Source organism: Marilutibacter spongiae, assembly GCF_014145325.1.
GTDB classification, from domain to species: domain Bacteria; phylum Pseudomonadota; class Gammaproteobacteria; order Xanthomonadales; family Xanthomonadaceae; genus Marilutibacter; species Marilutibacter spongiae.
This window is the reverse complement of the sequence record NZ_JACHTF010000017.1, coordinates 62,116-86,579: the sequence shown is the minus strand read 5'-3', so window position 1 is coordinate 86,579 and position 24,464 is coordinate 62,116. Positions and strand designations below refer to the sequence as shown.

18 protein-coding genes are annotated in these 24,464 nt (G+C 70.5%); 13 read left to right on the top strand and 5 right to left on the bottom strand.

The features are described 5' to 3' along the window. Positions 1-40 precede the first annotated feature (40 nt). The 4 genes from groL to H4F98_RS14090 all read left to right on the top strand — a co-directional run bounded on the left by groL (position 41) and on the right by H4F98_RS14090 (position 7,202). Positions 41-1,687, top strand: coding sequence for a chaperonin GroEL (gene groL, locus H4F98_RS14105; protein WP_182688474.1), 1,647 nt, complete (start codon positions 41-43; stop codon positions 1,685-1,687). A 523-nt stretch (positions 1,688-2,210) separates the two neighbouring features. Next, entirely contained in the window at positions 2,211-3,575 is a 1,365-nt protein-coding gene (locus tag H4F98_RS14100) for a S8 family peptidase (protein WP_182688473.1), read from the top strand. A gap of 91 nt (positions 3,576-3,666) precedes the next feature. After that, entirely contained in the window at positions 3,667-6,477 is a 2,811-nt protein-coding gene (gene glnE / locus H4F98_RS14095) for a bifunctional [glutamate--ammonia ligase]-adenylyl-L-tyrosine phosphorylase/[glutamate--ammonia-ligase] adenylyltransferase (RefSeq protein WP_182688472.1), read from the top strand. An 80-nt stretch (positions 6,478-6,557) separates the two neighbouring features. Further along, on the top strand, positions 6,558-7,202 hold the full coding sequence (locus H4F98_RS14090; RefSeq protein ID WP_182688471.1) for a LysE family translocator: 645 nt from the start codon (positions 6,558-6,560) through the stop codon (positions 7,200-7,202). A 31-nt stretch (positions 7,203-7,233) separates the two neighbouring features. On the opposite strand, the gene H4F98_RS14085 is transcribed toward H4F98_RS14090, so the two are convergent. Beyond that, the gene (locus tag H4F98_RS14085) at positions 7,234-8,190 is read right to left on the bottom strand and encodes a mitochondrial fission ELM1 family protein (RefSeq protein ID WP_182688470.1); all 957 of its coding nucleotides are present in this window, start codon (positions 8,188-8,190) and stop codon (positions 7,234-7,236) included. A 181-nt stretch (positions 8,191-8,371) separates the two neighbouring features. Here H4F98_RS14085 and H4F98_RS14080 point away from each other — a divergent pair, with 181 nt between their 5' ends. The 6 genes from H4F98_RS14080 to H4F98_RS14055 all read left to right on the top strand — a co-directional run bounded on the left by H4F98_RS14080 (position 8,372) and on the right by H4F98_RS14055 (position 13,191). Beyond that, entirely contained in the window at positions 8,372-8,959 is a 588-nt protein-coding gene (locus tag H4F98_RS14080; protein WP_182688469.1) for a malonic semialdehyde reductase, read from the top strand. Between the two features lie 35 nt (positions 8,960-8,994). Continuing rightward, complete coding sequence (locus H4F98_RS14075) at positions 8,995-9,591, top strand: YceI family protein (protein ID WP_182688468.1); 597 nt, start codon at positions 8,995-8,997, stop codon at positions 9,589-9,591. A 19-nt stretch (positions 9,592-9,610) separates the two neighbouring features. Beyond that, positions 9,611-10,324 (top strand): pirin family protein, encoded by a 714-nt coding sequence (locus tag H4F98_RS14070; protein ID WP_182688467.1) that lies wholly within the window; start codon positions 9,611-9,613, stop codon positions 10,322-10,324. An 80-nt stretch (positions 10,325-10,404) separates the two neighbouring features. Further along, positions 10,405-10,605, top strand: coding sequence for a zinc-finger domain-containing protein (locus H4F98_RS14065; RefSeq protein ID WP_182688466.1), 201 nt, complete (start codon positions 10,405-10,407; stop codon positions 10,603-10,605). Positions 10,606-10,745: 140 nt separating this feature from the next. After that, positions 10,746-11,861, top strand: coding sequence for a glycosyltransferase (locus tag H4F98_RS14060; protein ID WP_182688465.1), 1,116 nt, complete (start codon positions 10,746-10,748; stop codon positions 11,859-11,861). Continuing rightward, on the top strand, positions 11,842-13,191 hold the full coding sequence (locus H4F98_RS14055) for an O-antigen ligase family protein (protein WP_182688464.1): 1,350 nt from the start codon (positions 11,842-11,844) through the stop codon (positions 13,189-13,191). The genes H4F98_RS14060 and H4F98_RS14055 overlap by 20 nt, the downstream gene beginning before the upstream one ends. Before the next feature lie 30 nt (positions 13,192-13,221). Here the strand turns inward: H4F98_RS14055 and lpxL are convergent, their stop codons facing one another. Beyond that, complete coding sequence (gene lpxL / locus H4F98_RS14050; RefSeq protein WP_182688463.1) at positions 13,222-14,133, bottom strand: LpxL/LpxP family Kdo(2)-lipid IV(A) lauroyl/palmitoleoyl acyltransferase; 912 nt, start codon at positions 14,131-14,133, stop codon at positions 13,222-13,224. A 70-nt stretch (positions 14,134-14,203) separates the two neighbouring features. On the opposite strand from lpxL, the gene waaA reads away from it, so the two are divergent. Beyond that, a complete protein-coding gene (waaA, locus tag H4F98_RS14045) occupies positions 14,204-15,550 on the top strand; it encodes a lipid IV(A) 3-deoxy-D-manno-octulosonic acid transferase (RefSeq protein WP_182688462.1) in 1,347 nt (448 codons plus the stop codon). A 1,569-nt stretch (positions 15,551-17,119) separates the two neighbouring features. Here waaA and H4F98_RS14040 read toward each other — a convergent pair. From H4F98_RS14040 to H4F98_RS14030, 3 genes are all read right to left on the bottom strand, one after another. Continuing rightward, positions 17,120-18,517, bottom strand: a complete 1,398-nt coding sequence (locus H4F98_RS14040; RefSeq protein ID WP_182688461.1) for a TolC family outer membrane protein — start codon at positions 18,515-18,517, stop codon at positions 17,120-17,122. 17 nt (positions 18,518-18,534) lie between these two features. After that, positions 18,535-19,212 carry a protein-L-isoaspartate O-methyltransferase family protein gene (locus H4F98_RS14035; RefSeq protein ID WP_182688460.1) on the bottom strand — a complete coding sequence of 226 codons (678 nt, stop codon included), beginning with the start codon at positions 19,210-19,212 and terminating at the stop codon, positions 18,535-18,537. A gap of 140 nt (positions 19,213-19,352) precedes the next feature. Next, positions 19,353-20,015, bottom strand: a complete 663-nt coding sequence (locus H4F98_RS14030) for a TetR/AcrR family transcriptional regulator (protein WP_182688459.1) — start codon at positions 20,013-20,015, stop codon at positions 19,353-19,355. Positions 20,016-20,091: 76 nt separating this feature from the next. Between H4F98_RS14030 and H4F98_RS14025 the strand changes: the two genes are divergently transcribed. Together H4F98_RS14025 and H4F98_RS14020 are read left to right on the top strand one after the other, a co-directional pair. Beyond that, entirely contained in the window at positions 20,092-21,267 is a 1,176-nt protein-coding gene (locus tag H4F98_RS14025) for an efflux RND transporter periplasmic adaptor subunit (RefSeq protein WP_182688458.1), read from the top strand. 6 nt (positions 21,268-21,273) lie between these two features. Then, positions 21,274-24,432 (top strand): efflux RND transporter permease subunit, encoded by a 3,159-nt coding sequence (locus tag H4F98_RS14020; protein WP_182688457.1) that lies wholly within the window; start codon positions 21,274-21,276, stop codon positions 24,430-24,432. Positions 24,433-24,464: the final 32 nt, after the last annotated feature.

Below are 24,464 nucleotides of genomic sequence, written 5' to 3'. Positions count from 1 at the left end.
GCTTCTCCCCAATCCATTGAATTCCTGAGGTAATACGCAAATGTCCGCGAAGGAAATCCGCTTCGGCGAAGACGCGCGCTCCAAGATGGTCCGCGGCGTCAACACGCTCGCCAACGCCGTCAAGGCCACCCTGGGCCCGAAGGGCCGCAACGTCGTGCTCGACAAGAGCTTCGGCGCTCCCACGATCACCAAGGACGGCGTGTCCGTCGCCAAGGAGATCGAGCTGGCCGACAAGTTCGAGAACATGGGCGCGCAAATGGTCAAGGAAGTCGCTTCCAAGACCTCCGACAATGCCGGTGACGGCACCACCACCGCGACGGTGCTGGCCCAGGCCCTGATCCGCGAGGGCATGAAGGCCGTTGCCGCCGGCATGAACCCGATGGACCTCAAGCGCGGCATCGACAAGGCCGTGTCGGGCGCCGTCGCCGAGCTCAAGAGCCTCAGCAAGCCGTCGTCGACCAGCAAGGAAATCGCCCAGGTGGGCGCGATCTCCGCCAACTCCGACGCCAACATCGGCGACCTGATCGCCCAGGCGATGGACAAGGTCGGCAAGGAAGGCGTGATCACCGTCGAGGACGGTTCGGGCCTGGAGAACGAGCTCGACGTCGTCGAGGGCATGCAGTTCGACCGCGGCTACCTGTCGCCGTACTTCATCAACAACCAGCAGTCGATGCAGGCCGAGCTGGACGATCCGTTCATCCTGCTGCACGACAAGAAGATCTCCAACGTGCGCGACCTGCTGCCCGTCCTCGAGGGCGTGGCCAAGGCCGGCAAGCCGCTGCTGATCATCGCCGAGGAAGTCGAGGGCGAAGCCCTGGCGACCCTGGTGGTCAACACCATCCGCGGCATCGTGAAGGTCTGCGCGGTCAAGGCCCCGGGCTTCGGCGACCGCCGCAAGGCGATGCTGGAGGACATGGCCGTCCTGACCGGCGGCACCGTGATCTCCGAGGAAGTCGGCCTGTCGCTGGACAAGGCCACCATCGAGGACCTGGGCCGCGCCAAGAAGGTGCAGGTCTCCAAGGAGAACACCACCATCATCGACGGCGCCGGCGACACCGGCGGCATCGAGGCGCGCATCAAGCAGATCAAGGCGCAGATCGAGGAGACCTCCTCGGACTACGACCGCGAGAAGCTGCAGGAGCGCGTGGCCAAGCTGGCCGGCGGCGTCGCGGTGATCAAGGTCGGTGCTTCGACCGAGATCGAGATGAAGGAGAAGAAGGCACGCGTCGAGGACGCCCTGCACGCGACCCGCGCGGCCGTCGAGGAAGGCATCGTCCCGGGCGGCGGCGTCGCCCTGATCCGTGCACTGGCCGCCGTCGGCGCGCTGAAGGGTGACAACGAGGACCAGAACCACGGCATCGCCATCGCCCTGCGCGCGATGGAGGCCCCGCTGCGCGAGATCGTCACCAACGCCGGCGAAGAACCCTCGGTCATCGTCAACAAGGTCAAGGAAGGCAAGGGCAGCTTCGGCTACAACGCCGCGACCGGCGAGTTCGGCGACATGCTCGAGCTGGGCATCCTGGACCCCACCAAGGTGACCCGTACCGCGCTGCAGAACGCCGCGTCGATCGCCGGCCTGATGATCACCACCGAAGCCATGGTGGCGGAGCTTCCGAAGAAGGAAGAGCCGGCCATGGGCGGCGGCGACATGGGCGGCATGGGTGGCATGGGCGGCATGGGCTTCTGAGTCCGTCGCGCCGCGCCATCGTTTGAACGGAAAACCCCGCCGCGAGGCGGGGTTTTTCATTGGGGACCGGGGCGTGCACGGCCGGGCTCAGGGGCCATTCATGTACTGGCCGGTTCTTTTTTGCAGTGCAGCGTGCAAGCGCCTAACACTTCCTTCACGATCGACCTGCATCCCGACGTGGGGGAGGGAGCAAGCCCGCAACCGGTTCAGACCGGGGCGGGCTTTTTTATTGCCCGCCTTCAGGCGCGCGCGTGGAGGCGGGCGCCGCGACGCGTCCATCGGCGCGGTGACGGAGCGCCAGGGCCGCGGGCGCCACAGCCGTTGCAGCGGGTCCGTGCCGCGCTGCGGGTGCAGGCATGGCGCCATCGTGGGATGCTGGCGATCCGCGCGCTGCGGTCCGGGCGGGCGACAGGGAGGTGGCCGGCCGGGCGTCGGGAGCACGTGGACACAAGGGGGTTGGCAAGGGGGCGACCCTGATCGCGCGTGCGCATGCACGTCCTCTTTGATGCTTCGGAGTATCTCCATGAAGAACAAGAACCTTCTCGCCGCCAGCGTTGGCGTGGCCCTCATTGGCCTGGGCGCGATGGCGTCCGCCCAGGCCGCCAGCTACGTGGTGATGACGCACGGCAATGGACTGAGCTCGACCCAGCAGGAACGCATTCGCGCGGCCGGCGGCACGATCACGGCCCACCTCCCGCAGATCGGCGTGGCGATCGTCGAGGCCGGCGATGGCTTCGATGCCGCCGCCAGCGCCATTCCCGGCCTGCAGTCGGTGACCCGGGACGTGACCCTGCAGTGGGACGTCGCCGATCCGGACACCGCGCCCATCGCGGCCGAGGACTTCGCCAATCCGCCGGGTTCGGGGGACGATGATCGCTTCTACGACCTGCAATGGGGCAATGCGGCCGTGGATGCGGCCGGCGCCTGGAACGCGGGCTACCGCGGCGCCGGCGCGACCGTGGCCGTGCTCGACAGCGGCGCGTACTGCACCCATCTGGACATCGCCCCGAACCTCATCGGTGGCGCGTCCTTCGTCCCGGGCGAGACCTTCTGCAACACCTCCGGCAGTTCGCACGGCACGCACGTGGCCGGCACCATCCTCGCCGCCGACAATGCGATCGGCACGATCGGCGTCGCCCCTGAAGCCAAGCTGCTGGCGGTGAAGGTGCTCAGCGCCGCGACCGGCAGCGGCGATTTCGGCGGCATCATCCAGGGCATGGTGTGGGCGGTGGACAACGGCGCCAACGTCATCAACATGAGCCTGGGCGTTCGCGGTGGCCTGCCGCGCAGCGGCCCGGGCGCGAACGAGCTCTCCGAGCTGATCAACGCCACCAAGCGGGCCGTGCAGTACGCCGGCAAGCACGAAGTGCTGGTGGTGGCTTCGGCCGGCAACGACGGTCGCGACCTCGACCACGACGCCTCGACGATGAGCTTCCCCGGGCAGCTGCCCGGCGTGCTGACGGTATCGGCGCTGGCGCCGGAGGGCTGGGCGATCGATCCCTCGGTCGACCTCGATCCGCTGGCCAGCTACAGCAACTACGGCCAGTCGACCATCCACTTCGGGGCCCCCGGCGGCGACACCCGCTATCCGGGCAACGAGGCGTGCACGGTGGGCCCGGTGACCCAGGTCTGCTGGATCTTCGACGCGGTCTTCAGCACCGTGCAGGTGAGCGGCGGATCGAGCTTCTATGGCTGGAATGCCGGTACCAGCATGGCGGCCCCGCACGTCACCGGCGTCGCCGCGCTCGTTTACGGCAAGCATCCGGGCATCAAGGCCTCGCAGGTCGAGTCGATCCTCAAGCGCTCGGCCGACGACGTCGGCAAGCCCGGCCGGGACGATGCGAGCGGCTTCGGCCGGGTCAACGCCGCCCAGGCCGTGCAGTACTGACGCCTTCTCCGGCGCAGCGAAGGGCGGCCGCCTCGGGGGCCGCCCTTTTTTTTGCGGGTCGCGCACCGGGCGCACGTGCCATCATCGCCGCATGCCGCCCATGCCTGCCGCCGAACCCGATATCGAACGCGCGCTCCGGCGCCTGCGCGCCAGCGCACCCGACCTCGCCGCCCTCGATGACGCCGACGTCGTTGCGCGCCTGCGACGCGTGGCGATGGCGAGCGACTTCGCGATCGAAACCCTGTGCCGCCAGCCGGCCCTGCTGGAACGCCTGGCCCTGGATGCCGATGCCCCCGGCCCGCCGCCCCCGGTGCTGGCGTCCGATGACGCCGCGCAGTGGCCGGCGCTGCTGCGTCGGTACCGCGCCGCGGAGTCGACGCGCCTGGTCTGGCGCGACGTGCTCGGGCTGGACGACGTCGACGCCACCCTGGCCGGCAGCACGCGGCTGGCCGAGACTTGCCTCGTGCTTGGCCTGGATGCGCTGGAGCAGGCCTTCGCCGAGCGCCACGGCGTGTTCCGCGACCGCGACGGCCGGGTCCGGCGCCTGGTGGTGTTCGGCCTGGGCAAGCTGGGGGGCGGCGAGCTGAACTTCAGTTCCGACGTCGACCTGGTCTACGGCTACGACGTCGATGGATCCGGTGGCGCCGATGCCAGCGACGGCGAGCGTCCGCTGGCCGCCGAAGCCTATTTCACGCGCCTGGGCCAGCAGCTCGCGCGGCTGCTCGACGAGACCACCGCCGACGGCTTCTGCCACCGCGTCGACCTGCGCCTGCGCCCCTACGGCACGGCGGGGAGGGTGGCGTGGTCGTTCGCGGCGATGGAGTTGTATTTCCAGCACGAGGGACGCGACTGGGAACGCTACGCCTGGCAGAAGGCGCGGCCGGTGGCTGGCGACATCGAGGCCGGCGAGCGCTTCCTGGTGGAACTGCGGCCTTTCATCTACCGGCGGTACCTCGATTACGGCGCGCTGGATGGATTGCGGACCATGAAGGCGGCGATCGCCGCCGAGGTCGCGCGCAAGGAACTCGCCGACGACGTCAAGCGCGGTCCGGGCGGCATCCGCGAGATCGAGTTCCTGGTGCAGGCCCTGCAGCTGATCCGTGGCGGGCGCGAGCCGGCCCTGCGCGGCCGTGGCCTGCTGGCCAGCCTGCAGGCCCTGGTCGAGGCCCACCAGGTCGCCCCCGGCGCGGCCGACATGCTGGCCGATGCGTATCGTTTCCTGCGGCGGCTGGAAAACCGCCTGCAGATGCGCGACGACGCCCAGGTCCACGCCCTGCCGGGCGATGCGGCCGGCAGGGCGCGCCTGGCCGCGGGGCTCGACTTCGAGGACTGGACTGCGCTCCTGGCGGCGCTCGACCTGCACCGCGCGGTGGTCAGCACCGAATTCGACGCCCTGCTGGCGCCGCGGCGGCGGCAGGCCGCCCCCGATGCCCTGGCGACCTACTGGCGCGCGCTGCCCGACGCCGGGCAGGCGGACGTACTCGCGGACGCCGGCTTCGTCGAGTCCGCCGGCGCCGACGGCATGTTGCGCGACCTCGCCCGCAGCCCGGGCGTCGCGGGCCTGTCGGACAAGGCCCGCGCGCGCCTGGACCGGGTGCTGCCGGTCCTGCTGCATGGGGCCGCGCAGGCGCAGCATCCCATGCTGGCCCTGCGCCGCCTGCTGACCATGCTGCACAACATCCTGCGTCGCAGCGCCTACCTGGCCCTGCTCGACGAGCAGCCTGCGGCGCTGTCGCGCCTGGTCGAGGTGGTGTCGCAAAGCGCACTGCTCGCCGAGCGGCTCGCCTTGCATCCGTTGTTGCTCGACGAACTGCTCGACGCTCGGGTGTCCGGCCCGCTGCCGGGTCGCGACGAATTGTTCGAGGCCTGCGCGGGCGTCGCCGGCGGCGATGATGCCGAATCGGTGCTGCAGGCGCTCAACGAGGTGCGCCAGGCCCTGAGCTTCCGTATCGCGATGGCCTTCCGCGACGGCCGCCAGGACGCCGAGGCCTGCGCGCGGCAACTTGCCTGGCTCGCCGACGCGGTGGTCGCGCGCGTGCTCGCGCTGGCCACGGCCGAAGTGGAACGGGCGCATGGGCGCGTCCCCGATGCGCGTTTCGCGGTGATCGGCTACGGCAGCCTCGGCGGCGAAGAACTGGGTTTCGGTTCCGACCTCGACCTGGTCTTCCTGTACGACGCCGACCCGTTCGCGCCCTCCGACGGCGACCGGCCGCTGGAGGCCTCGCGCTGGTTCGGGCGCCTTGCGCAGAAGGTCGTGGCGCTGCTGGACGCGGTGACCGCGGCCGGGCGCCTGTTCGAGGTAGACGTGCGCCTGCGGCCCGACGGCGCCCAGGGCCTGCTGGTATCGAGCCTGGCGAGCTATGCCGACTACCAGCGCGAACGCGCCTGGACCTGGGAGCACCAGGCGCTGGTGCGTGCCCGCGCCGTCGCCGGCGACGCCGGCCTGGTCGAGGCCTTCGAGCGCGTGCGCGGCGACACGCTGGCCCAGCCGCGCGAGTCCGGGGCGTTGGCGGCGGACGTGGCGCGCATGCGCGGCAGGATGCGCCGCGAACTGGACCGGACCGACGCGGCCTTCTTCGACCTCAAGCAGGGCGAGGGCGGACTGGTCGACCTGGAGTTCCTGTTGCAGTTCCTCGTCCTGCGCGACGGCGCGTCGCGACCCGCGCTGCTGCAGCCCCGGCATACGCCTGGCCTGATCGACGCGGTGCGCGAGGCCGGTGGCGTCGATGCCGCCACGGCGAAGGCCCTGCACGCCGCGCACGCCCACCTGCTGGCGATCGGGCTGGCCTGCACGCTCGACCGGCGCCAGCGCCGCGCCGCGCCCGACGCCGCGATCGAGTCCGCGCGCGAGGCGATCGGCGAAGCGGCGCGGTCGGCGGGCCTGGACCTGTCGAGCGCCTGAGCCGTCGCTTCGGCGGCTATACTTCGCCGGCCGCGGCGCACCGCGCCGCGCGTCCCGCTCCGCCCGCACGCGAGGCCCCCATGCCCGATCCGTCCCACCTGCTGGCGTTCGCGTTCGTCGCCCTGGGCATGGTCCTGGTGCCCGGCCCCAACATGCTCTACCTGATCTCGCGCTCCATCAGCCAGGGCCCGAGGGCGGGGCTGACCTCGCTGGCCGGGGTCGCGCTGGGCTTCGTTTTCTACATGCTGTGCGCGGCCTTCGGCATCACCGCGCTGGTGATGACCGTGCCCCATGCCTACGATGCGCTGCGCATCACCGGCGCCCTGTACCTGCTGTACCTGGCCTGGCAGGCGCTCAGGCCCGGTGCACGCGCGCCCTTCGAGGCCGCTGCCGATGCGACCGGCGGCGCCCGCGACGGCCCCGGTCGGCTGTTCCTGATGGGGCTGTTCACCAACCTGCTCAACCCCAAGGCGGCGGTCCTGTACCTGTCGCTGCTGCCGCAGTTCATCGACCCGGCCGCTGGTGGCGTGCTCGGCCAGCTGCTGGTGCTGGGCTCGCTGCAGATCGCGATCAGCCTGCTGGTCAATGCGGCGATCGTGCTGGCCGCCGGCTCGATGGCGCGGTTCCTGGCCCGCCATCCCGGCTGGGTGCGCATGCAGCGTTGGCTGATGGGCGCGGTGCTGGGCGGACTGGCCCTGCGGCTGGCGACCGAAAGCCGCCGATGAGCGCGAAGGCCGGCCTGCGATGCCGGCTCGCTCAAAGGCCCAGCCGGGCCGCCACGTCCCGCGCGACGCGCGCGGTTTCCCGGAGCGGCGTGACCGGCCAGGACGACAGTCCGCCATCGAGCGGACGCACGCGCCCCAGGCCCAGCAGGCTTTCGGCGAACCGGCGCGGGCGTCCGCGCAGTCCGTCGATGCCTGCGGCATGGACCGGCACGTCGGTCGCGCAGGCCTCCGACAGCATGTTGACCGAGTCGGCGGTGCAGACGATGCGGTCGGCCCAGCCGAGCAGGCCGGCATAGGGGTTCGGGCCATCTTCGGCACCGGCCCAGGCGATGCCGGGCAGCCAGCCCAGGCGTTCGCGCATGCGCGCGACCACGGCCGGTGGCGTGCGCCGCGAGGCCGTCGCCAGCACGCTGCCGCCCTCCTCGCGGACCACTCCGGCCACGCGGTCGAGCAGGGCTTCCCAGTCGCCGGCGGCATGCCGCGCGTGGTCGCTCGGGCCGCCCAGCAGCAACGCCGTGCGGGGGCCGGGCAGCTCGCCCAGGGCGGCGAACTCCCGTCGGGCCGCGGCCAGCCAGAGGTCGTCGACCGGATGCAGGCTTCCCAGCAGGCTGATCACGTTGCGGCCTTCCAGGCCGTCGTGGCTGGGCGCGACGACCAGGTCGAAATGCCGGGACGCGATCCGCGGGTCGAGGATCTGCACGGTGCGGCAGCCATGGGCATGCAGCAGGCGCGTGGCCAGGGCCGCCTGGCGGCCGCAACCGATGGCGAGGTCGGGCAGGGCCGCCCGGCCGAGGCGCAGGGCCTGGGCGAAGTCCGGCCCGAAGGCGTGGCGGCTGCCGGGCAGGCGCCGGGGCGATGCCCAGCGCCAGGGTGTCCGCGCATCCAGCGTCCACGCACGGGCGTCGCGGCCGAGGGCGGCGGCCAGCGCCTCGGCCTGGCGCCGGTTGCCCGCGTGCCCGTCGGTCAGCGTCCACGTGCTGTCGTCCATCGTGGGTGATTCCCGCCTTTGTTGCATGGGTGTGATTAATCCGTTCTGGTCGTGTCGACGGCGCCACGACAGCCAGACTCTACACTTCACCCCGTTACCTGCGGCGCCTCTCCTGCGAATCCAATGTCAGGGAGCGCCGGAAACCGCCGCCGACCGCCGACTTCCCGACATGGAGACCTTGATGTCCAGGACCTTGCCAGACGCTTCGCTCGACCAGCTCTTCCGCACCGCCCGCACCCACAACGAGCTTGGGGGCGAGGTCAGCGACGAGACCCTGCACCAGCTCTACGACCTGGCCAAGTGGGGCCCGACCAGCGCCAACATGAGCCCGATGCGCCTGGTGTTCGTGAAGTCCGAAGAAGCCAAGGCCCGGCTCGCGCCTGCGATGGACGAGGGCAACCGCGCCAAGACCCTGGCCGCGCCGGTGACCGTCATCGTCGGCTTCGACCCCGATTTCCACGAGAAGCTGCCGGTCCTGTTCCCGCATACCGATGCCAAGAGCTGGTTCGAGGGGCCGCGCGAGGGCCGCCACGAGGCCGCGTTCCGCAACGGCAGCCTGCAGGGCGCCTACCTGCTGCTGGCGGCCCGCGCCCTGGGCCTGGACACCGGCCCGATGTCGGGTTTCGACAACGCCAAGGTGGACGAAACCTTCTTCGCCGGCACCCCCTTCAAGTCCAATTTCCTGATCAACCTCGGCCACGGCGACACCGCCAAGCTGTTCCCGCGTTCGCCGCGCCTTTCCTTCGACGAAGCCGCGCGCATCGTCTGACCCTTTCGACCGACCCCCTCCCTGGAGCCAACACCATGCTGAAGCGAATCCTGCTGGGCACCGCCCTCTCCGTCGCCAGCGCCGCCGCGTTCGCCGCGCCGGTGAGCTACGACATCGACCCCAACCACACCGACGTGGTCGCCTCCTGGAGCCACTTCGGCTTCTCCAACCCGATCGCCCATTTCGGCGACGTGGACGGCACGATCACCTACGACGCCGACAACGTCGGCCAGTCGTCGGTGTCGGTCACCATTCCGCTGAGCGGCCTGGAGTCGCACGTGCCGGACTTCAACGACCACCTGCGCAGCGCCGACTTCTTCGATGCGGCGACCTACCCCGAGATCACCTTCAAGAGCACTCGCGTCGAAGCCGCTGGCGACAACAAGCTGCGCATCTGGGGCGACCTGAGCCTGCATGGCGTGACCCGCGAAGTGCTCCTCGACACGACCATCAACAAGCTGGGCGTGCACCCCCTGGGCAAGCGCGAAGCCGCGGGCTTCGACGCGACGGCGGTGATCAAGCGCAGCGACTTCGGCGTCGACAAGTACGCGCCCAACGTCAGCGACCAGGTGCAGATCCGCATCACCGTCGAGGCGATGGTACCCAAGCCCGACGCCGGCGCGACCAAGTAAGGTTGCCGGGACGCCGACCATGATCATCGAACGTCGATCCGGCGACCGGGGCCACGTGGAGGCCGGCTGGCTGGACAGCCGTCACAGCTTCTCGTTCGGCCACTACTACGATCCGGCCTGGATGGGTTTCGGCGCGTTGCGGGTGATCAACGAGGACCGCGTCGCTCCCGGCGCGGGCTTCCCCACCCACGGCCACGCCAACATGGAAATCCTCAGCTACGTGCTGGAAGGGGCGCTGGCGCACAAGGACAGCAGCGGCGGCGGCGGGGTCATCCGTCCCGGCGAGCTGCAATGGATGGGGGCCGGCCACGGCGTCGAGCACAGCGAGTTCAATGCCTCCGACAGCGAGCCGGTGCATTTCCTGCAGATCTGGCTGCAACCCGACCGCGTCAACGCACTGCCTGCCTACGCGCAACGGGACGCGGACACCGGCGCCAGCGGTCGCTGGAACCTGCTGGCCTCGCCCGACGGCGCGGACGGCAGCATCGCCATCCGCCAGGACGCGCGCCTGATGGAAGCCCGCCTGGCGGCGGGCGATGCGATCCAGTATCCGTTCCAGCCGGGCCGGCGCTACTGGCTGCACCTGGCCCGTGGCCGGGCCAGCGCCAGCATCGGCGATGCCGGCCATGCATTGTCGGCGGGGGACGCGCTGGGCGTCGCAGACGAGTCCGCGCGCCTGGACCTGTCCGCCGACGGCGATGCCACGGCCCTGCTGTTCGACCTGCCGGCCTGAAAGCACGGGCGCGCGGTGCCCCCGCGCGCCCGGACTGCTAGACTGGCGCCCTCCCGCGATACCCGCCAGCGTACGCCGACATGACCGCCGCCCCCAGCACCCACACCACCCAGGCCAACGCCGAGCAGCGTTACAGCGTCACCCGCGCGGACCTGCCGCTGAGCTGCCCGACGCCCTCCATGGCGCTGTGGAATTCGCACCCGCGGGTCTACCTGCCGATCGAAGCCGAAGGCGAGGTGCAGTGCCCGTATTGCGGCGCGCACTTCGTCCTGCAGGACTGAGCGACCGCCGGCTTGCCTGCGCCGCGGCCGGATCCCACCGCCCAACCGCGGCAAGTACGCGGCGTCGAGCGTCGGCGGACGCCCCCTTGTGGTGGGCCGGCCGTGCATCGTCGCCCCGTGCCCACAGCGTCGAGTCCGGCATGGCCCGGTTGACCGTGGTCCAGGTGCTGCCGGCGCTCGAATCCGGTGGCGTCGAGCGCTCGACCCTGGAGATCGCACAGGCGCTGGTGCGCGCCGGCCATCGTGCCCTGGTCGTGTCCGACGGCGGACGCCTGGTCCCACGGTTGCAAGCCCTGGGCGCCGAGCACGTACGCATGGACATCGGCCGCAAGTCGCCGCTCACCCTGTTCAAGGCCGGCGCGCTCCGGCGCCTGCTGGTCGCGGAAGCTGCCGATATCGTCCATGCGCGTTCGCGCCTGCCTGCCTGGGTCGCGTGGCGCGCGCTGCGCGGCATCGACGCCGCGCAGCGGCCGCGCTTCGTCACCACGGTCCATGGGCTGAACTCGCCGTCGCGCTACAGCGCGGTCATGACCCGCGGCGAGCGCGTGATATGCGTGTCGGGTACCGTCCGCGACTATGTCCTGCACCACTATCCCGAGACCGATCCCGCCCGCCTGCGCGTCGTGCCGCGCGGGATCGACCCGACCGATTTCCCGCCTGCGCCGCATCCCGACCCGGCAGCGCGCGTGTGGGCGGCGGGCCTGCACCCGACGCTCGCCGGCGACGGGCCGCTGCTCCTGCTGCCCGGCCGTGGTACGCGCCTGAAGGGCCATGCCGATGCGATCGGGCTGCTGGCGGCCCTGCGCGGCGAAGGCTGCGATGCGCGCCTGTGGCTGCCCGGTGCACGCGAGGCGGGCCGCGAGGCCTATGTCGCCGAGCTTGAAGCGAGCGCCAGGGGCCTGGGCGTGGGCGAAGCCCTCGCGATCACGCCGCCCACCGATGCGGTCGCCCGCGCCTACGCGGCCAGCGACCTGGTGTTGCAGGTCTCGCGCAAGCCCGAGGCGTTCGGTCGCACCGTCATCGAAGCGCTTTCCTGCGGCCGCCCGGTGCTCGGCTGGGCCCATGGCGGCGTCGGCGAGTTGCTGATGGAACTGCAGCCGGAAGGGGCCGTCGCGCCGTTCGATACCGGCGCCTTGCACGCGACCACGCGCCGCTTGTTGACCCGGCCCGGCGCCACAGCCGTTACGATGTCCGCCCATACCCTCCGCGCCATGCAGGACGCCACGCTTGCCGTCTATGACGAACTCATCGACTGACGCGACCCCCGCCACTGCCCGTGACCCGGCTGCCCATGCCCCCGGCTGGCGCTGGGCCCCGGTGTGGATCCTGGCCTACGTCGTGCTGTGGCCGGCGCCGGGCTACGCCGAGGCGGTCCTGGTGCTGGGGGCGGTGGCCGCGCTGGCCAAGCTGGTCGCCTCGCGCTTCCGCGGGGGCACCCGGCTGCTCAGCGGCCAGGCCTGGGCGCTCACCAGCGTGTTGTTCTTTGCCTACTGGTTGCCCGAGCTCGTGTCCTCGTTCGATGCGGTCGATGTGGCGCGCGCGCTGAAGGAAGCCGCCGCCGACCTGCGTTACCTGCCATTCCTGTGGCTGGCGGCATCGGCGGTCGCGGACGCCCGGGGGCGACGCATCACCTTCGGCGGCCTGGCGGTGATCGTGTTCGCATGGACCATCGATGCCCTCGCACAGGCCGCGCTCGGCACCAGTCCGCTGTTCGCCGGCATCGACGCGGTCAAGCATGCGATCAGTGGACATGGCATGTGCAGCGCCGACGAAGTCGCCGGCGTCGACCGCCTCAGTGGCGTGCTTGGGCCGTGCAATCTCAAACTGGGGCTCGTGCTCGCCAGCCTGTCGCCCTTCGCGCTTTACGCCGCTGGCCGACGCTTCGGGACCGCGGGCTGGCTCGTCGCCTCCGCCGCGATCGGCGTCGTCATCGTGCTGGCAGGTTCGCGGGCGTCGTGGCTGACCTATGGCCTGGTGCTGCTGCTGTCGGGCTGGCGCCTGCTGGGCTGGAAGAAGTTGCTGGGCGTGTTCGCGTTCGGCGGCGTGCTGCTGCTGGTGTTGAGCGTGACCTCGCCGCAGGTGGCCGAACGCGTGCAGCGCACCGCGCAGGCCCTCACCGGAGACGAGGCGGGCGTCGACACCGCCCTGTCGGGGCGCGCGCGGATCTGGGGGGCGGCGACCTGCATGGCGCGCACGCATCCGTTCAATGGCGTGGGCGCGCGTGGCTTCCGCGAAGCATTCCCGGCGTGCGACCCCAACCCCGGCGAGGTCGCGGCCTGGGGCGAGGGCCCGGCCTTCCATGCCCACCAGATCCTGCTGGAGGTGCTCAGCGAGACCGGCGGCTTCGGTCTGCTGCTGTGGCTGGCAGGGGCGGCGCTGGCGTGGCGGGCATGGCGGTTCGCCGACGATGCCTCGAGGCGTCGGGCGCGTCCGGCGATGCTCGCGCTGGCAGTCACGGTCTTCCCGTTCAACACCCACCTGGCGTTCTACTCGACGTTCTGGGGCGGGCTTACCCTGCTGCTGGCGGCGCTGTACGCCGGCAGCCTGCTGGCGCGGGACGCAGAGCAGCCGCGCCCGGCGTCCTGAGGCCGGCTCTCGCGGCGCCGTCCCGGCCGGTCAGTACGGTGCGGCCTCGCCTTCCGGCCGGCGCTTGAACCGGCGGTGGATCCACAGGTACTGGCGGGGCGCTTCGCGCACCATGGCTTCGATCGCGGCGTTGACCCTGGCGGTATCGGCGACGGGATCCTTCGAGGGCACCCCTTCCAGCGGTGCCCCCAGGCGGAGCACGTAGTCCGCGCCCTCGCGCCGGTGGAAGAAGGGCACGACCGCGCAGTTGGACAGGCGTGCGAACTGGTGGGTCGCGGTGATCGTCGCCGCCGGGACGCCGAAAAACGGCACGAAGACGGTGTCCTTGCCGCGCATGTCCTGGTCCGGCGCGTACCACAGGATGCCGCCCTGCTTGAGGTGCTTGATCGCCGGTCGTACTTCCTCGTTGGCGAACATCGCCACCGCGTAGCGCTGGCGACCGCGTCGCACCGCCCACTCCATCACCGGGCTGCGGTAGCGACGGTACATGCCGGCCAGCGGGAGGCGATCGCACATCAGGCGGCCGCAAATCTCCAGGGTCATGAAATGGCCGGAGACCAGCAGCACGCCGCGTCCGCCGGCGCGCAAGGCCTCGACCTGCTCCACGCCCTGGATCCTGACGCGGCGGCGCATGGGCTCGATCGTGCCCCACCACGCGCGCGCGAACTCGAGGAAGCCGATGCCCAGGTCGCGGAAGCTCTCGCGCACGAGTCGCCTGCGCGCGGGCTCGTCCAGTTCCGGAAAGCACAGGGCCACGTTGGTCGCCGCCGCCCGCCGGCGACTCCCGGCCAGCGCGAAGGCCAGCGCGCCGAGCGCCCGGCCCAGGCCGCGCTGGAGCGGCCACGGCAGTCGGCCGGCCGCGGCCATCGCGCCGACGCCGATCCAGGCCGGCCAGTGGCGCGGGCCCATCGGTGGCAATGGTAGCGGGGTGTCGTCGCGCATCCGGCGATTCTACCGACCCCGGTGGCGCGGCGCCGCCCGCAGGCGGTCGCGGCTTCGCTATCCTTGCGCCATGCGGAGTGATTCCATCGAGCGCCTCTTGCGCGGCCTGTACTCGGCCGTCCTCTACCTGTTGGTGCCGATCACCCTGTACCACCTCATCTGGCGGGGCTTTCGCCAGCAGGCCTATTTCATGCGCTGGCCCGAGCGCTACGCGGTCTACCACGACGCCCCGGCCAGCCAGGCGCAGGGGGCGCGCACGATCTGGCTGCACGCGGTGTCGGTCGGCGAGGTCAATGCCGCCGCGCCGCTGGTCAATGCGCTCAGGCGCGCCCGTCCGGACCTGAGGCTGCTGGTCACCAGCATCACGCCGACCGGTTCCGAGCGCGTCAACGCGCTCTGGGGCGGCGCGATCGACCACGTCTACCTGCCCTACGACCTGCCCGGCGCGGTGGGTCGCTTCCTGGACCACTACCGGCCCAGCGTCGCGCTGATCATGGAAACCGAGCTCTGGCCGAACCTGCTGTTCGGCTGCCGCGACCGCGGCGTGCCGGTGTACATCCTCAACGCGCGCCTGTCGGAGCGCTCCCTGCGCGGCTACCGCGTGCTCGCGCCACTCGTGTCGCGCGCGTTGCGGACCGTACATACGGTCGCCGCGCAATCGGTGGCCGACGCCATGCGCTTCGTGCGCCTGGGGGCGCGCAGCGAGCAGGTCGTGGAGTCGGGCAACCTGAAGTTCGACGTACCGGTGCCCGAGGGCCTGGATGCCTTCGCCGCCGAATGCCGGCAGTACCGCGGCGGCGCGCCGGTCTGGATCGCCGCCAGTACCCACGAGGACGAGGAAGCAGCCGTGATGGCGATCCATCGGCGCCTGCGAGAACGGCATCCCGACCTGCTGCTGGTCTGGGTGCCCCGGCATCCCGAGCGTTTCCGCGTAGTGGCCGAACTCGCGCGGATGTCGGGGATGGCGGTATCGACGCGCTCGCGCGCGCGGTGGCCGCAGGCCGGGGACGACGTGTTCGTGGTCGACACCCTGGGTGAGCTCATGAACTTCTACGCGGCGGCCGACGTCGCGTTCGTGGGCGGGAGCCTGCAAGCGGTGGGCGGCCACAACCTGCTCGAGCCGGCGGCGGCGGGCACCGCGATCGTGACCGGCCCGCACCTGCACAACTTCGCGGAGATCTCGCGCCTGTTCGTCCGGGCCGGTGCCATCCGCATCGGCGAGGACGCCGACGCGGTCGGGCGCGAAGTCCTGACGCTGCTGGACGCGCCGGCGGAGTGCGAGCGCATGGTCGAGGCCGGCCACGCCCTCATCGAATCCGGGCGGGGGGCGCTTGCCACCACCCTGGCCCTGATCCAGCCGGCGCTGCCGCCGGTGCCCGCGGTGGACGGCACGCCGCGCAGCCAGCCCCTGGGCTGAGCGCGGCTGCGGGGCTGCGGGACGGGGTTTGGCTGCTGCGTCGTCGTAGGGTGGGTAGAGCCGAAGGCGAAACCCACCGTCGCGGGATTGCATGCACGCTGAATGATGGGTTTTGCTTCGCGCTACCCATCCTACGTTGCTGGTCCATCACCTTTCTCCATCACAGCGAACGCTGGAATCCAGACTTTGGCAAGGCTCGGGAGTTCTCCCCGGCCCAGCGCAGGGCGCTGGGCGTTCGGCCAGACCGCGCGGCAGTGCCGCGCAAGCGGTCCGCCTCACCCCAGCGTTCGCTGGGATGACGGCTTGTAGGGGCTGCCAGACGGAGTTTGGCTGCTGCGTCGCCGTAGGGTGGGTAGAGCCGAAGGCGAAACCCACCGTCGCGGGATTGCATGCACGATGAATGATGGGTTTTGCTTCGCGCTACCCATCCTGCGTTGTTGGTCCATCACCTTTCTCCATCACAGCGAACGCTGGAATCCAGGCTTTGGCAAGGCTCGGGAGTTCTCCCCGGCCCAGCGCAGGGCGCTGGGCGTTCGGCCAGACCGCGCGGCAGTGCCGCGCAAGCGGTCCGCCTCACCCCAGCGTTCGCTGGGATGACGGCTTGTAGGGGCTGCCTGACGGGGTTTGGGCGCTGCGTCGCCGTAGGGTGGGTAGAGCCGAAGGCGAAACCCACCGTCGCGGGATTGCATGCACGCTGAATGATGGGTTTTGCTTCGCGCTACCCATCCTGCGGTGCTCGTCCATCACCATTCTTCATCACAGCGAACGCTGGAATCCAGACGTTGGCAAGCCTCGGGATTTCTCCCCGGCCCAGCGCAGGGCGCTGGGCGTTCGGCCAGACCGCGCGGCAGTGCCGCGCAAGCGGTCCGCCTCACCCCAGCGTTCGCTGGGATGACGGCTTGTAGGGGCTGCCAGACGGAGTTTGGCTGCTGCGTCGTCGTAGGGTGGGTAGAGCCGAAGGCGAAATCCACCGTCGCGGGATTGCATGCACGCTGAATGATGGGTTTTGCTTCGCGCTACCCATCCTACGTTGCTGGTCCATCACCTTTCTCCATCACAGCGAACGCTGGAATCCAGACTTTGGCAAGCCTCGGGATTTCTCCCCGGCCCAGCGCAGGGCGCTGGGCGTTCGGCCAGACCGCGCGGCAGTGCCGCGCAAGCGGTCCGCCTCACCCCAGCGTTCGCTGGAATGACGGCTTGTAGGGGCTGCCTGACGGGGTTTGGGCGCTGCGTCGCCGTAGGGTGGGTAGAGCCGAAGGCGAAACCCACCGTCGCGGGATTGCATGCACGATGAGTGATGGGTTTTGCTTCGCGCTACCCATCCTACGAAGTCCTGAACGCCTGATCGCCAGCCGCGTAGCCCGCGCAAGCGAAGCGCACCCGGGGCCCCCGTTAAAGCCAAGGCTGTATCGCAGCGCAGCGTTTGCTGGAATGACGTCTTGTGCAGGCCATGGGGACCGGCGATGCGCCATCCTCCCCTCAGGCGGGAGAAGAACCAATGAAAAAGGCCGGCTTGCGCCGGCCTTTGGTTCGATGGCACGCGCGGGCGGTGGCCCGCCGGGCATCGGCCTACAGCTTCACATCGGCTTCGGCGTTGGCGGTCAACAGGCGGTTGACGTCCATCACGTCCTCGGCATCGAGGGTGCCGGCGGCCTGCTCGAGCAGGAGGCGGCTCTGCAGGTAGTTGTAGCGCGCCTCCGCGTACGCGCGCTGCGCCTCGAAGAGGGTGCGCTGGTTCTGCAGGACGTCGAGCACGGTGCGGGTGCCGACTTCCAGGCCGACGTTGGAGGCGTCGTAGGCGCTCTGCGCCGAGACCAGGGCGAGGCGGCGCGCCTCGACCTCGCTGATCCCGGCGACCAGGGTCTGGTAGGCATTGCGGGCGTTGCGCTCGAGCGCACGGCGCTGCTGCACCAGCTCGTCCTGGACGATGTCGCGACGGGCCAGGGCCTGGCGGACGCCGGACTGCACGCCACCACCGGAGTAGATCGGCACGCTGAGGGTGATGCCGATGCTGCGCGACTTCGAGTTGTTCTCGTAGTCGGAGGTCGCCTGGGTGATGTTGTTCGTCGAGCTGCCGTCGTTGTTGGTGTCGCCGTAGTTGCCACCCAGGTACAGGGTCGGCCAGTGGCCGGCGCGCGCGGTGCTGACGTCGGCCTCGGCGGACGCGAGCTGGTATTCCTTGGCCTGTAGCGCCGGGTTGTTGTCGATCGCCGTCTGCACCCAGTCCTCGGCGCCCAGCGCATTGGGCAGCTCGGGCTGGAAGTCCATCGGCAGTCCCTTGAGGTTGCGCACCGGCTGGCCGGTGATCTCGGCCAGCGCCTGGTAGGCGTCCTCGAGGGTGTTGCGGCTGAGGATGGTGATGGCACGCGCGCTCTCGTACTGGGCACGGGCCTCGTAGACGTCGGTGATCGGCGCCAGGCCGACCTCCAGGCGCTTGTCGGCGTAGTCGAACTGCTTCTTGGCGGCGTCCTCGGCGGCCTGCGCGGCGGCCAGGGTCTCCAGCTGCACCAGCACGGTGAAGTAGGCGGCCGAGGTGCGCGTGATGAGGGTGTCGCCGGCCGACTCCAGCTGGTAGTCGCTGGCCTCGCTGAGCGCCTTCTGGCTCTTGAGCGTGGTGAAGCGGGCGCGGTCGAAGATCATCTGGTCCAGGCGCAGGCCGTACTGGCGCGTGGTCGATTCGCTGCTGGAGTCGGTGGCGCCGCCGGGGATCGGCGTGCCGCCGAGCACCTGGGTGCCGTCGTTGTCGCTCTTGTTGCGCGTGAGCGAGGCCGAACCGCCCAACTGCGGCAGCATCTGCGCGCGCGCCTGCACGGCGCCCTCGCGGACGGCCAGGCGATTGGCCTCGGCGGCGGAGAACTGCGGGTCGCCGGCGCGTGCCAGCTCGTAGGTCTGCATCAGGTCTTCGGCCGATGCCAGCGAGGGGGCCAGCACGAAGGCGAGGGCGAGAACGAGGGGGCGGCGGATCATGCGGGTTCCTTTTTCCTTTAGAACTCGAAAGTCGGCACGGGCGCAGCGCCCGCGAGGTAGGGGAGGTCGATCTCGAACAACGATTCGATGCGCGCGGCGTTGACGTCGTTGCAGGCATCGCCCTGCGCCGAGGTCAGGCGGACGGCTTCCATCGCCGGGGAGCGGCCGCGGATGACGAACATGCGGCCGCCCGGGGCGAGCCATTCCATGAAGCGGGCGGGGATGCGGTCGACCGCGCCGGTCACGCAGATGGCGTCGAAGCGACGGCCGTTGTCCCAGGCGAACGCATCGGCGTGGACCACGCTGGCATTGTTGACGCCCTGTTCGACCAGGCGCGCGCGCGCGGCGTCGGCCAGGTCGGCATGACGCTCGATGCTGACGACCTCGCGGCCCAGGCGGCCCAGGCAGGCGGTCAGGAAGCCGCTGCCGGTGCCGATCTCGAGGACGCTCTCGCCCACCTGCACGTCGAGCGACTGCAGGCTGCGCCCCTCGAGCACGGGCTTCATCATGAACTCGCCATGGGCCAGCGGCAGCGGGACGTCCGAGTAAGCCAGCTTGCGGTGCGCCTCGGCCACGAAGGCCTCGCGCGGCAGCGTGGACAGCACGTCCAGAATGCGCGGGTCGAGCACGTCCCAGGGCCGAACCTGCTGTTCGACCATCAGTTCACGTGCCTTGGCGTAGTCCATCGTCGTCATGTCGTTCTCGTATCACGCGGTCAGCCCATCATTCTAATCGACCGGCCGGCAAGCGGCGGCGAGGGGGCCCGCGAGTGGTCAGGATGGCGGCAACGCGGGAGGTGATTTAGTGCCATAAGTCACCACTACACATGGCCGGTTCAGTAGGGCCGGTGGTCGACCCGCACCCCATAGGCGCTGAGGAACATGTCGACCGAGGCGGCGAGGTGGGCCTGGATGTCGGCCGTGCCGGGCTGGCAGCAGCCGAAGACCAGCTGCGCATGCGGTTCGCCCTTGAGCAGCGTGAAGAACTGGCCCGCCGCCCGCGCCACGTCGGGCACGGCCAGCTCGCCCGCCTCGATGCGGCGCTGCAGGAGCTCGGCGAAGTCGTCCTGGACCCGCATCGGTCCGGCTTCCCAGAACAGCCGCGGCAACGGCGATTCGGCCAGCTGCGGCGAACACAGCATGCGGTGCCCGGCGACCGCCTCGGGGCTGGAGATCATCGCGTAGAACGCCTCGGCGATCTCCAGCAGCCGCTCGCGCAGGGGCATGTCGGGGCGGGCATGGAACAGGGTCGTGGGCAGGCTCTGCTCGCAATGGGACTTGACCGCCGCGCCGAACAGGCCCTCCTTGTCGCCGAAATGGCTGTACACCGTGAGCTTGGAGACCCCCGCCTCGGTGGCGATCTGGTCCATGCTGGCGCCGTCGAACCCGTGCTGGGTGAACATGCGCTTGGCGGCCTCCAGGATGGCGGCGCGCTTGGCCGGGTCCTTGGGGCGACCGGGGCCGGAGGGCTTGGTGGGGGATGCGTCGGAACGGCTCATCAGACAATACTAGACTATTCGGTTTTATATTTATACAGTACCGGTCAGTTTATTAATCCTCCCCCAAGGACGATCCATGCAACAGCTGCGTTCAACGGAAGCGTACCGGCCCGGCCCGGCCCTGCGGGCCGCCGCGCTTGCCTCCCTCCTGATCGCGGTCGCCGCCTGCGGCGACCGTTCGCCCGACGCCGCGAGCGCCCGCCCGGTGCTGGTGGTCCAGCCCAGCGCCCAGGGCGCCGGCGACGATGCGTTCGCCGGCGATGTCCGCGCGCGCGAGGAAAGCCCGCTGGCGTTCCGCGTCGGCGGCAACCTCGTCGAGCGCCGGGTCGATGTCGGCGACCGCGTGGAGCGGGGCCAGGTGCTGGCGATCCTCGACGGCGACGATTACGCGGCCCGCGCCCGCGCCGCGCGCGCCCAGCTCGCCGCGGCCGAGGCCGAACTCTCGCGGGCCCGCGCCGACCAGGCGCGCGTGGCCAAGCTGGGCGAGGACCGCCTGGTCAGCCGCTCGGCGATCGACGCGCAGAACGCCGCGGCCACCGCCGCGCAGGGACAGGTCACCGCGGCCCGGGCCGAGCTGGACGTCGCCAACAACCAGGCCGCCTACACCCGCCTGCAGGCGCCGGCCGACGGCGTGATCGCGGCGCGCCAGGCCGAGGCCGGCCAGGTCGTCGCGGCGGGCCAGGCCATCTTCACCCTGGCGGCGGACGGCCCGCGCGAGATCGCCTTCGCGGTGCCGGAGGGCGCGATCGAGCAGGTCAAGCCGGGCATGCCCGTCGAAGTGAGCCTGTGGTCCGCCCCCGGCAAGCGCTGGCCGGGCACCATCCGCGAAGTGTCGCCGGCCGCGGACCCGGCGTCGCGCACCTACGCGGCGCGCGTTGCCGTGGACGCGGCCACCGACGCCGTGGAACTCGGCCAGAGTGCGCGCGTGTACCTCGATCGCAGCGGCGGCGACGCGCTGACCGTGCCGCTGGCCGCGTTGCTGGAGGTCGACGGCGCGCCGACGGTGTATGTGGTCGACCCGGCGAGCTCGAAGCTGGAGCGGCGGACCGTCGGAGTCGGCCGCTATGGCGCCAGTCGCGTCGCGATCACCCAGGGCCTCGAACCGGACGAATGGGTCGTCGCGGCCGGTGGCCACCTGCTGCAGGACGGACAGGTGGTGGCCCCCGTGGATCGCGACAACCGCCCGGTGCGCCCGGGCGCGACGGAGGCCGACAGCGCCGCCGCGACCGCCGTGCCGGCGCAGGAGCGCTGAGCCGCCATGCGATTCAATCTCTCCGAATGGGCGCTGCGGCACCGCAGCCTGGTCGTCTACCTGATGCTGGTCGTCGCGATCGCCGGCACCTTCTCGTACCTCAACCTGGGGCGAAGCGAGGACCCGGAGTTCACCTTCAAGGCCATGGTGATCCGGACGATGTGGCCGGGCGCCACCGCCGAGGAAGTATCCACCCAGGTCACCGAGCGGATCGAGAAGAAGCTCATGGAAACGGGCGAGTACGAGTTCATCCGCTCGTACTCGCGCGCCGGCGAGTCGCAGATCATCTTCATGGCCCGGGACTCCATGCGTTCGAAGGAAATCGAACCGCTGTGGTACCAGGTGCGCAAGAAGGTCGGCGACATCCGCGCCACCCTCCCGGCCGAAGTGGTCGGGCCCTTCTTCAACGATGAATTCGGCGACACCTACGGCAACATCTACGCGCTGACGGGCGAAGGCTTCGACTACGCGGTGCTCAAGGACTATGCCGAGCGCATCCAGCTGGCCCTGCAGGAACTGGACGACGTCGGCAAGATCGAGCTGTTCGGCGTGCAGGAAGAGAAGGTCTGGATCGAACTGTCCAACGACAAGCTGGCTACGCTGGGCGTGCCGGCGGCCTCCGTGCAGCAGGCGCTCGAGCAACAGAACGCGATGGTGCCGGCTGGCTTCTTCGAGACCGACAGCAGCCGCGTCCCGCTGCGGGTGGAAGGCAGGTTCCGCTCGGTCGACGAGATCCGCGCCTTCCCGATCCGCGTGGGCGACCGTACCTTCCGCCTCGACGACCTCGCGAAGGTGGAACGCGGCTTCGCCGATCCCGCCGCGCCCCGCATGCGCTACATGGGCCAGGACGCGATCGGCCTGGGCGTGGCGATGCGCGACGGCGGCAACATCCTCGACCTGGGCAAGACCCTGGACGAAGAGTTCGCGCGCCTGCAGGAAACCCTGCCGACCGGCATGGAACTGCATCGCGTCGCCGACCAGCCTGCCGCGGTCGATGCCTCGGTGGGCGAATTCGTCAAGGTGCTCACCGAGGCGGTGATCATCGTGCTGCTGGTGAGCTTCCTCTCGCTGGGCCTGCGCACCGGCCTGGTGGTGGCCCTTTCGATCCCGCTGGTGCTGGCGATGACCTTCGCGGTGATGGCCTTCTTCGGCGTGGGCCTGCACAAGATCTCGCTGGGCGCGCTGGTGCTGGCGCTGGGCCTGCTGGTCGACGACGCGATCATCGCCGTGGAGATGATGGCCATCAAGATGGAGCAGGGCCTGAGCCGCCTGAAGGCGGCCGCCTTCGCCTGGGACAGCACGGCCTTCCCGATGCTGACCGGCACCCTGATCACCGCCGCCGGCTTCCTGCCGATCGCGACGGCGGCCTCGAGCACGGGCGAGTACACGCGCTCGCTGTTCCAGGTCGTGACCATTGCCCTGGTGGTGTCGTGGATCGCGGCGGTGATGTTCATTCCCTACCTGGGCGACAAGCTGCTGCCCGACCATGGTCATGGCGCCGCGCCGAAGCCCGGGTCGCTGGCCGCGCGCTGGCACGCGCGCCGCCAGCGCTGGGCCGACCGCCACCCGGCCTTCGCCGACTTCATCGCGCCCGCGCCGCACGACGGCCGCGACCACGATCCTTACGACACCCGCTTCTACGCCCGCTTCCGCCACCTGCTGGGCTGGTGCGTGCGTCGTCGCAAGACCGTCATCCTGATCACGGTCGCGGCCTTCGTGGCGTCGGTGCTGCTGTTCCGTTTCGTCCCGCAGCAGTTCTTCCCCGACTCGGTGCGCCCGGAGCTGATGGTCGACATGGAACTCGCCGAGGGCAGTTCGCTCAAGGCCACCGAAGCGCAGGCGCGCAAGCTCGAGGCGATCCTGGCCACGCGCGAGGACCTGGACAACTACGTGGCCTACGTCGGCACGGGCTCGCCGCGCTTCTACCTGCCGCTGGACCAGCAGCTGCCGGCGGCGAACTTCGCCCAGTTCGTGCTGCTGCCGAAGGACAACGAGGCCCGCGAGGCGGTGCGCGAGTGGTTCATCGCCGACGTGGTGCCCCTGTTCCCCGAACTGCAGCTGCGCATCACGCGGCTGGAGAACGGGCCGCCGGTGGGCTATCCGGTGCAGTTCCGCGTATCGGGCGAGCACATCGACGAGGTGCGCCGCATCGCCGGCGACGTCCGTGCGAAGATCGCGGCCAACCCGCACGTCGCCAACGTCAACCTGGACTGGGACGAGCCGGGCAAGGTGGTCAACCTGCGGATCGACCAGGAGCGCGCCCGCGCCATCGGCCTGAGTTCGGCGCAGATCGCGCAGTTCCTCGGCAGTGCGCTGTCGGGCATGCACGTGAGCACCTACCGCGAAGGCAACGAGCTGATCGAGATGCGCCTGCGCGGCACCGACGCCGATCGCCTGGACCTGGAGGGGCTGGGCAGCCTGGCGATCCCCGTGCAGGGCGGCGGCAACGTGCCGATCCGGCAGGTGGCGACGCTGGAGTACGGTTTCGAGGACGGGATCATCTGGCACCGCGACCGGCGCCCGACGATGACCGTGCGCGCGGACATCTACGACGGCACCCAGCCGGCGACGGTGATGGCGCAGATATCGCCGACGCTCGACGGCCTGCGCGAGGCCCTGCCATACGGCTATTCGATCGACATCGGCGGCAGCGTCGAGGATTCGGCGCGCGGCCAGAACTCGATCATCGCCGGCGTGCCGCTGTTCCTGTTCGTGGTGTTCACCCTGCTGATGATGCAGCTGCGCAGCTTCTCGCGCAGCGTGATGGTGCTGCTGACGGCGCCGCTGGGGCTGATCGGCGTGACCCTGTTCCTGCTGGTGTTCCGCGTGCCGTTCGGCTTCGTCGCGATGCTCGGCACCATCGCCCTGGCCGGCATGATCATGCGCAACTCGGTGATCCTGGTCGATCAGATCGAGCAGGATCGCGCCGAGGGTCACGAGACCTGGCGCGCCATCGTCGAGGCCACCGTCCGGCGTTTCCGGCCGATCGTGCTGACCGCGCTCGCGGCGATCCTGGCGATGATCCCGCTGTCGCGCAGCGTGTTCTTCGGACCCATGGCGGTCGCGATCATGGGTGGCCTGCTGGTGGCGACGGTGCTGACCCTGTTCTTCCTGCCGGCGCTCTACGCGGCCTGGTTCCGCGTCAAGGTGCCCGCCGACGCCTGACCCCGCGCCGGCCCGCCGGTTCCGTCGCCTGG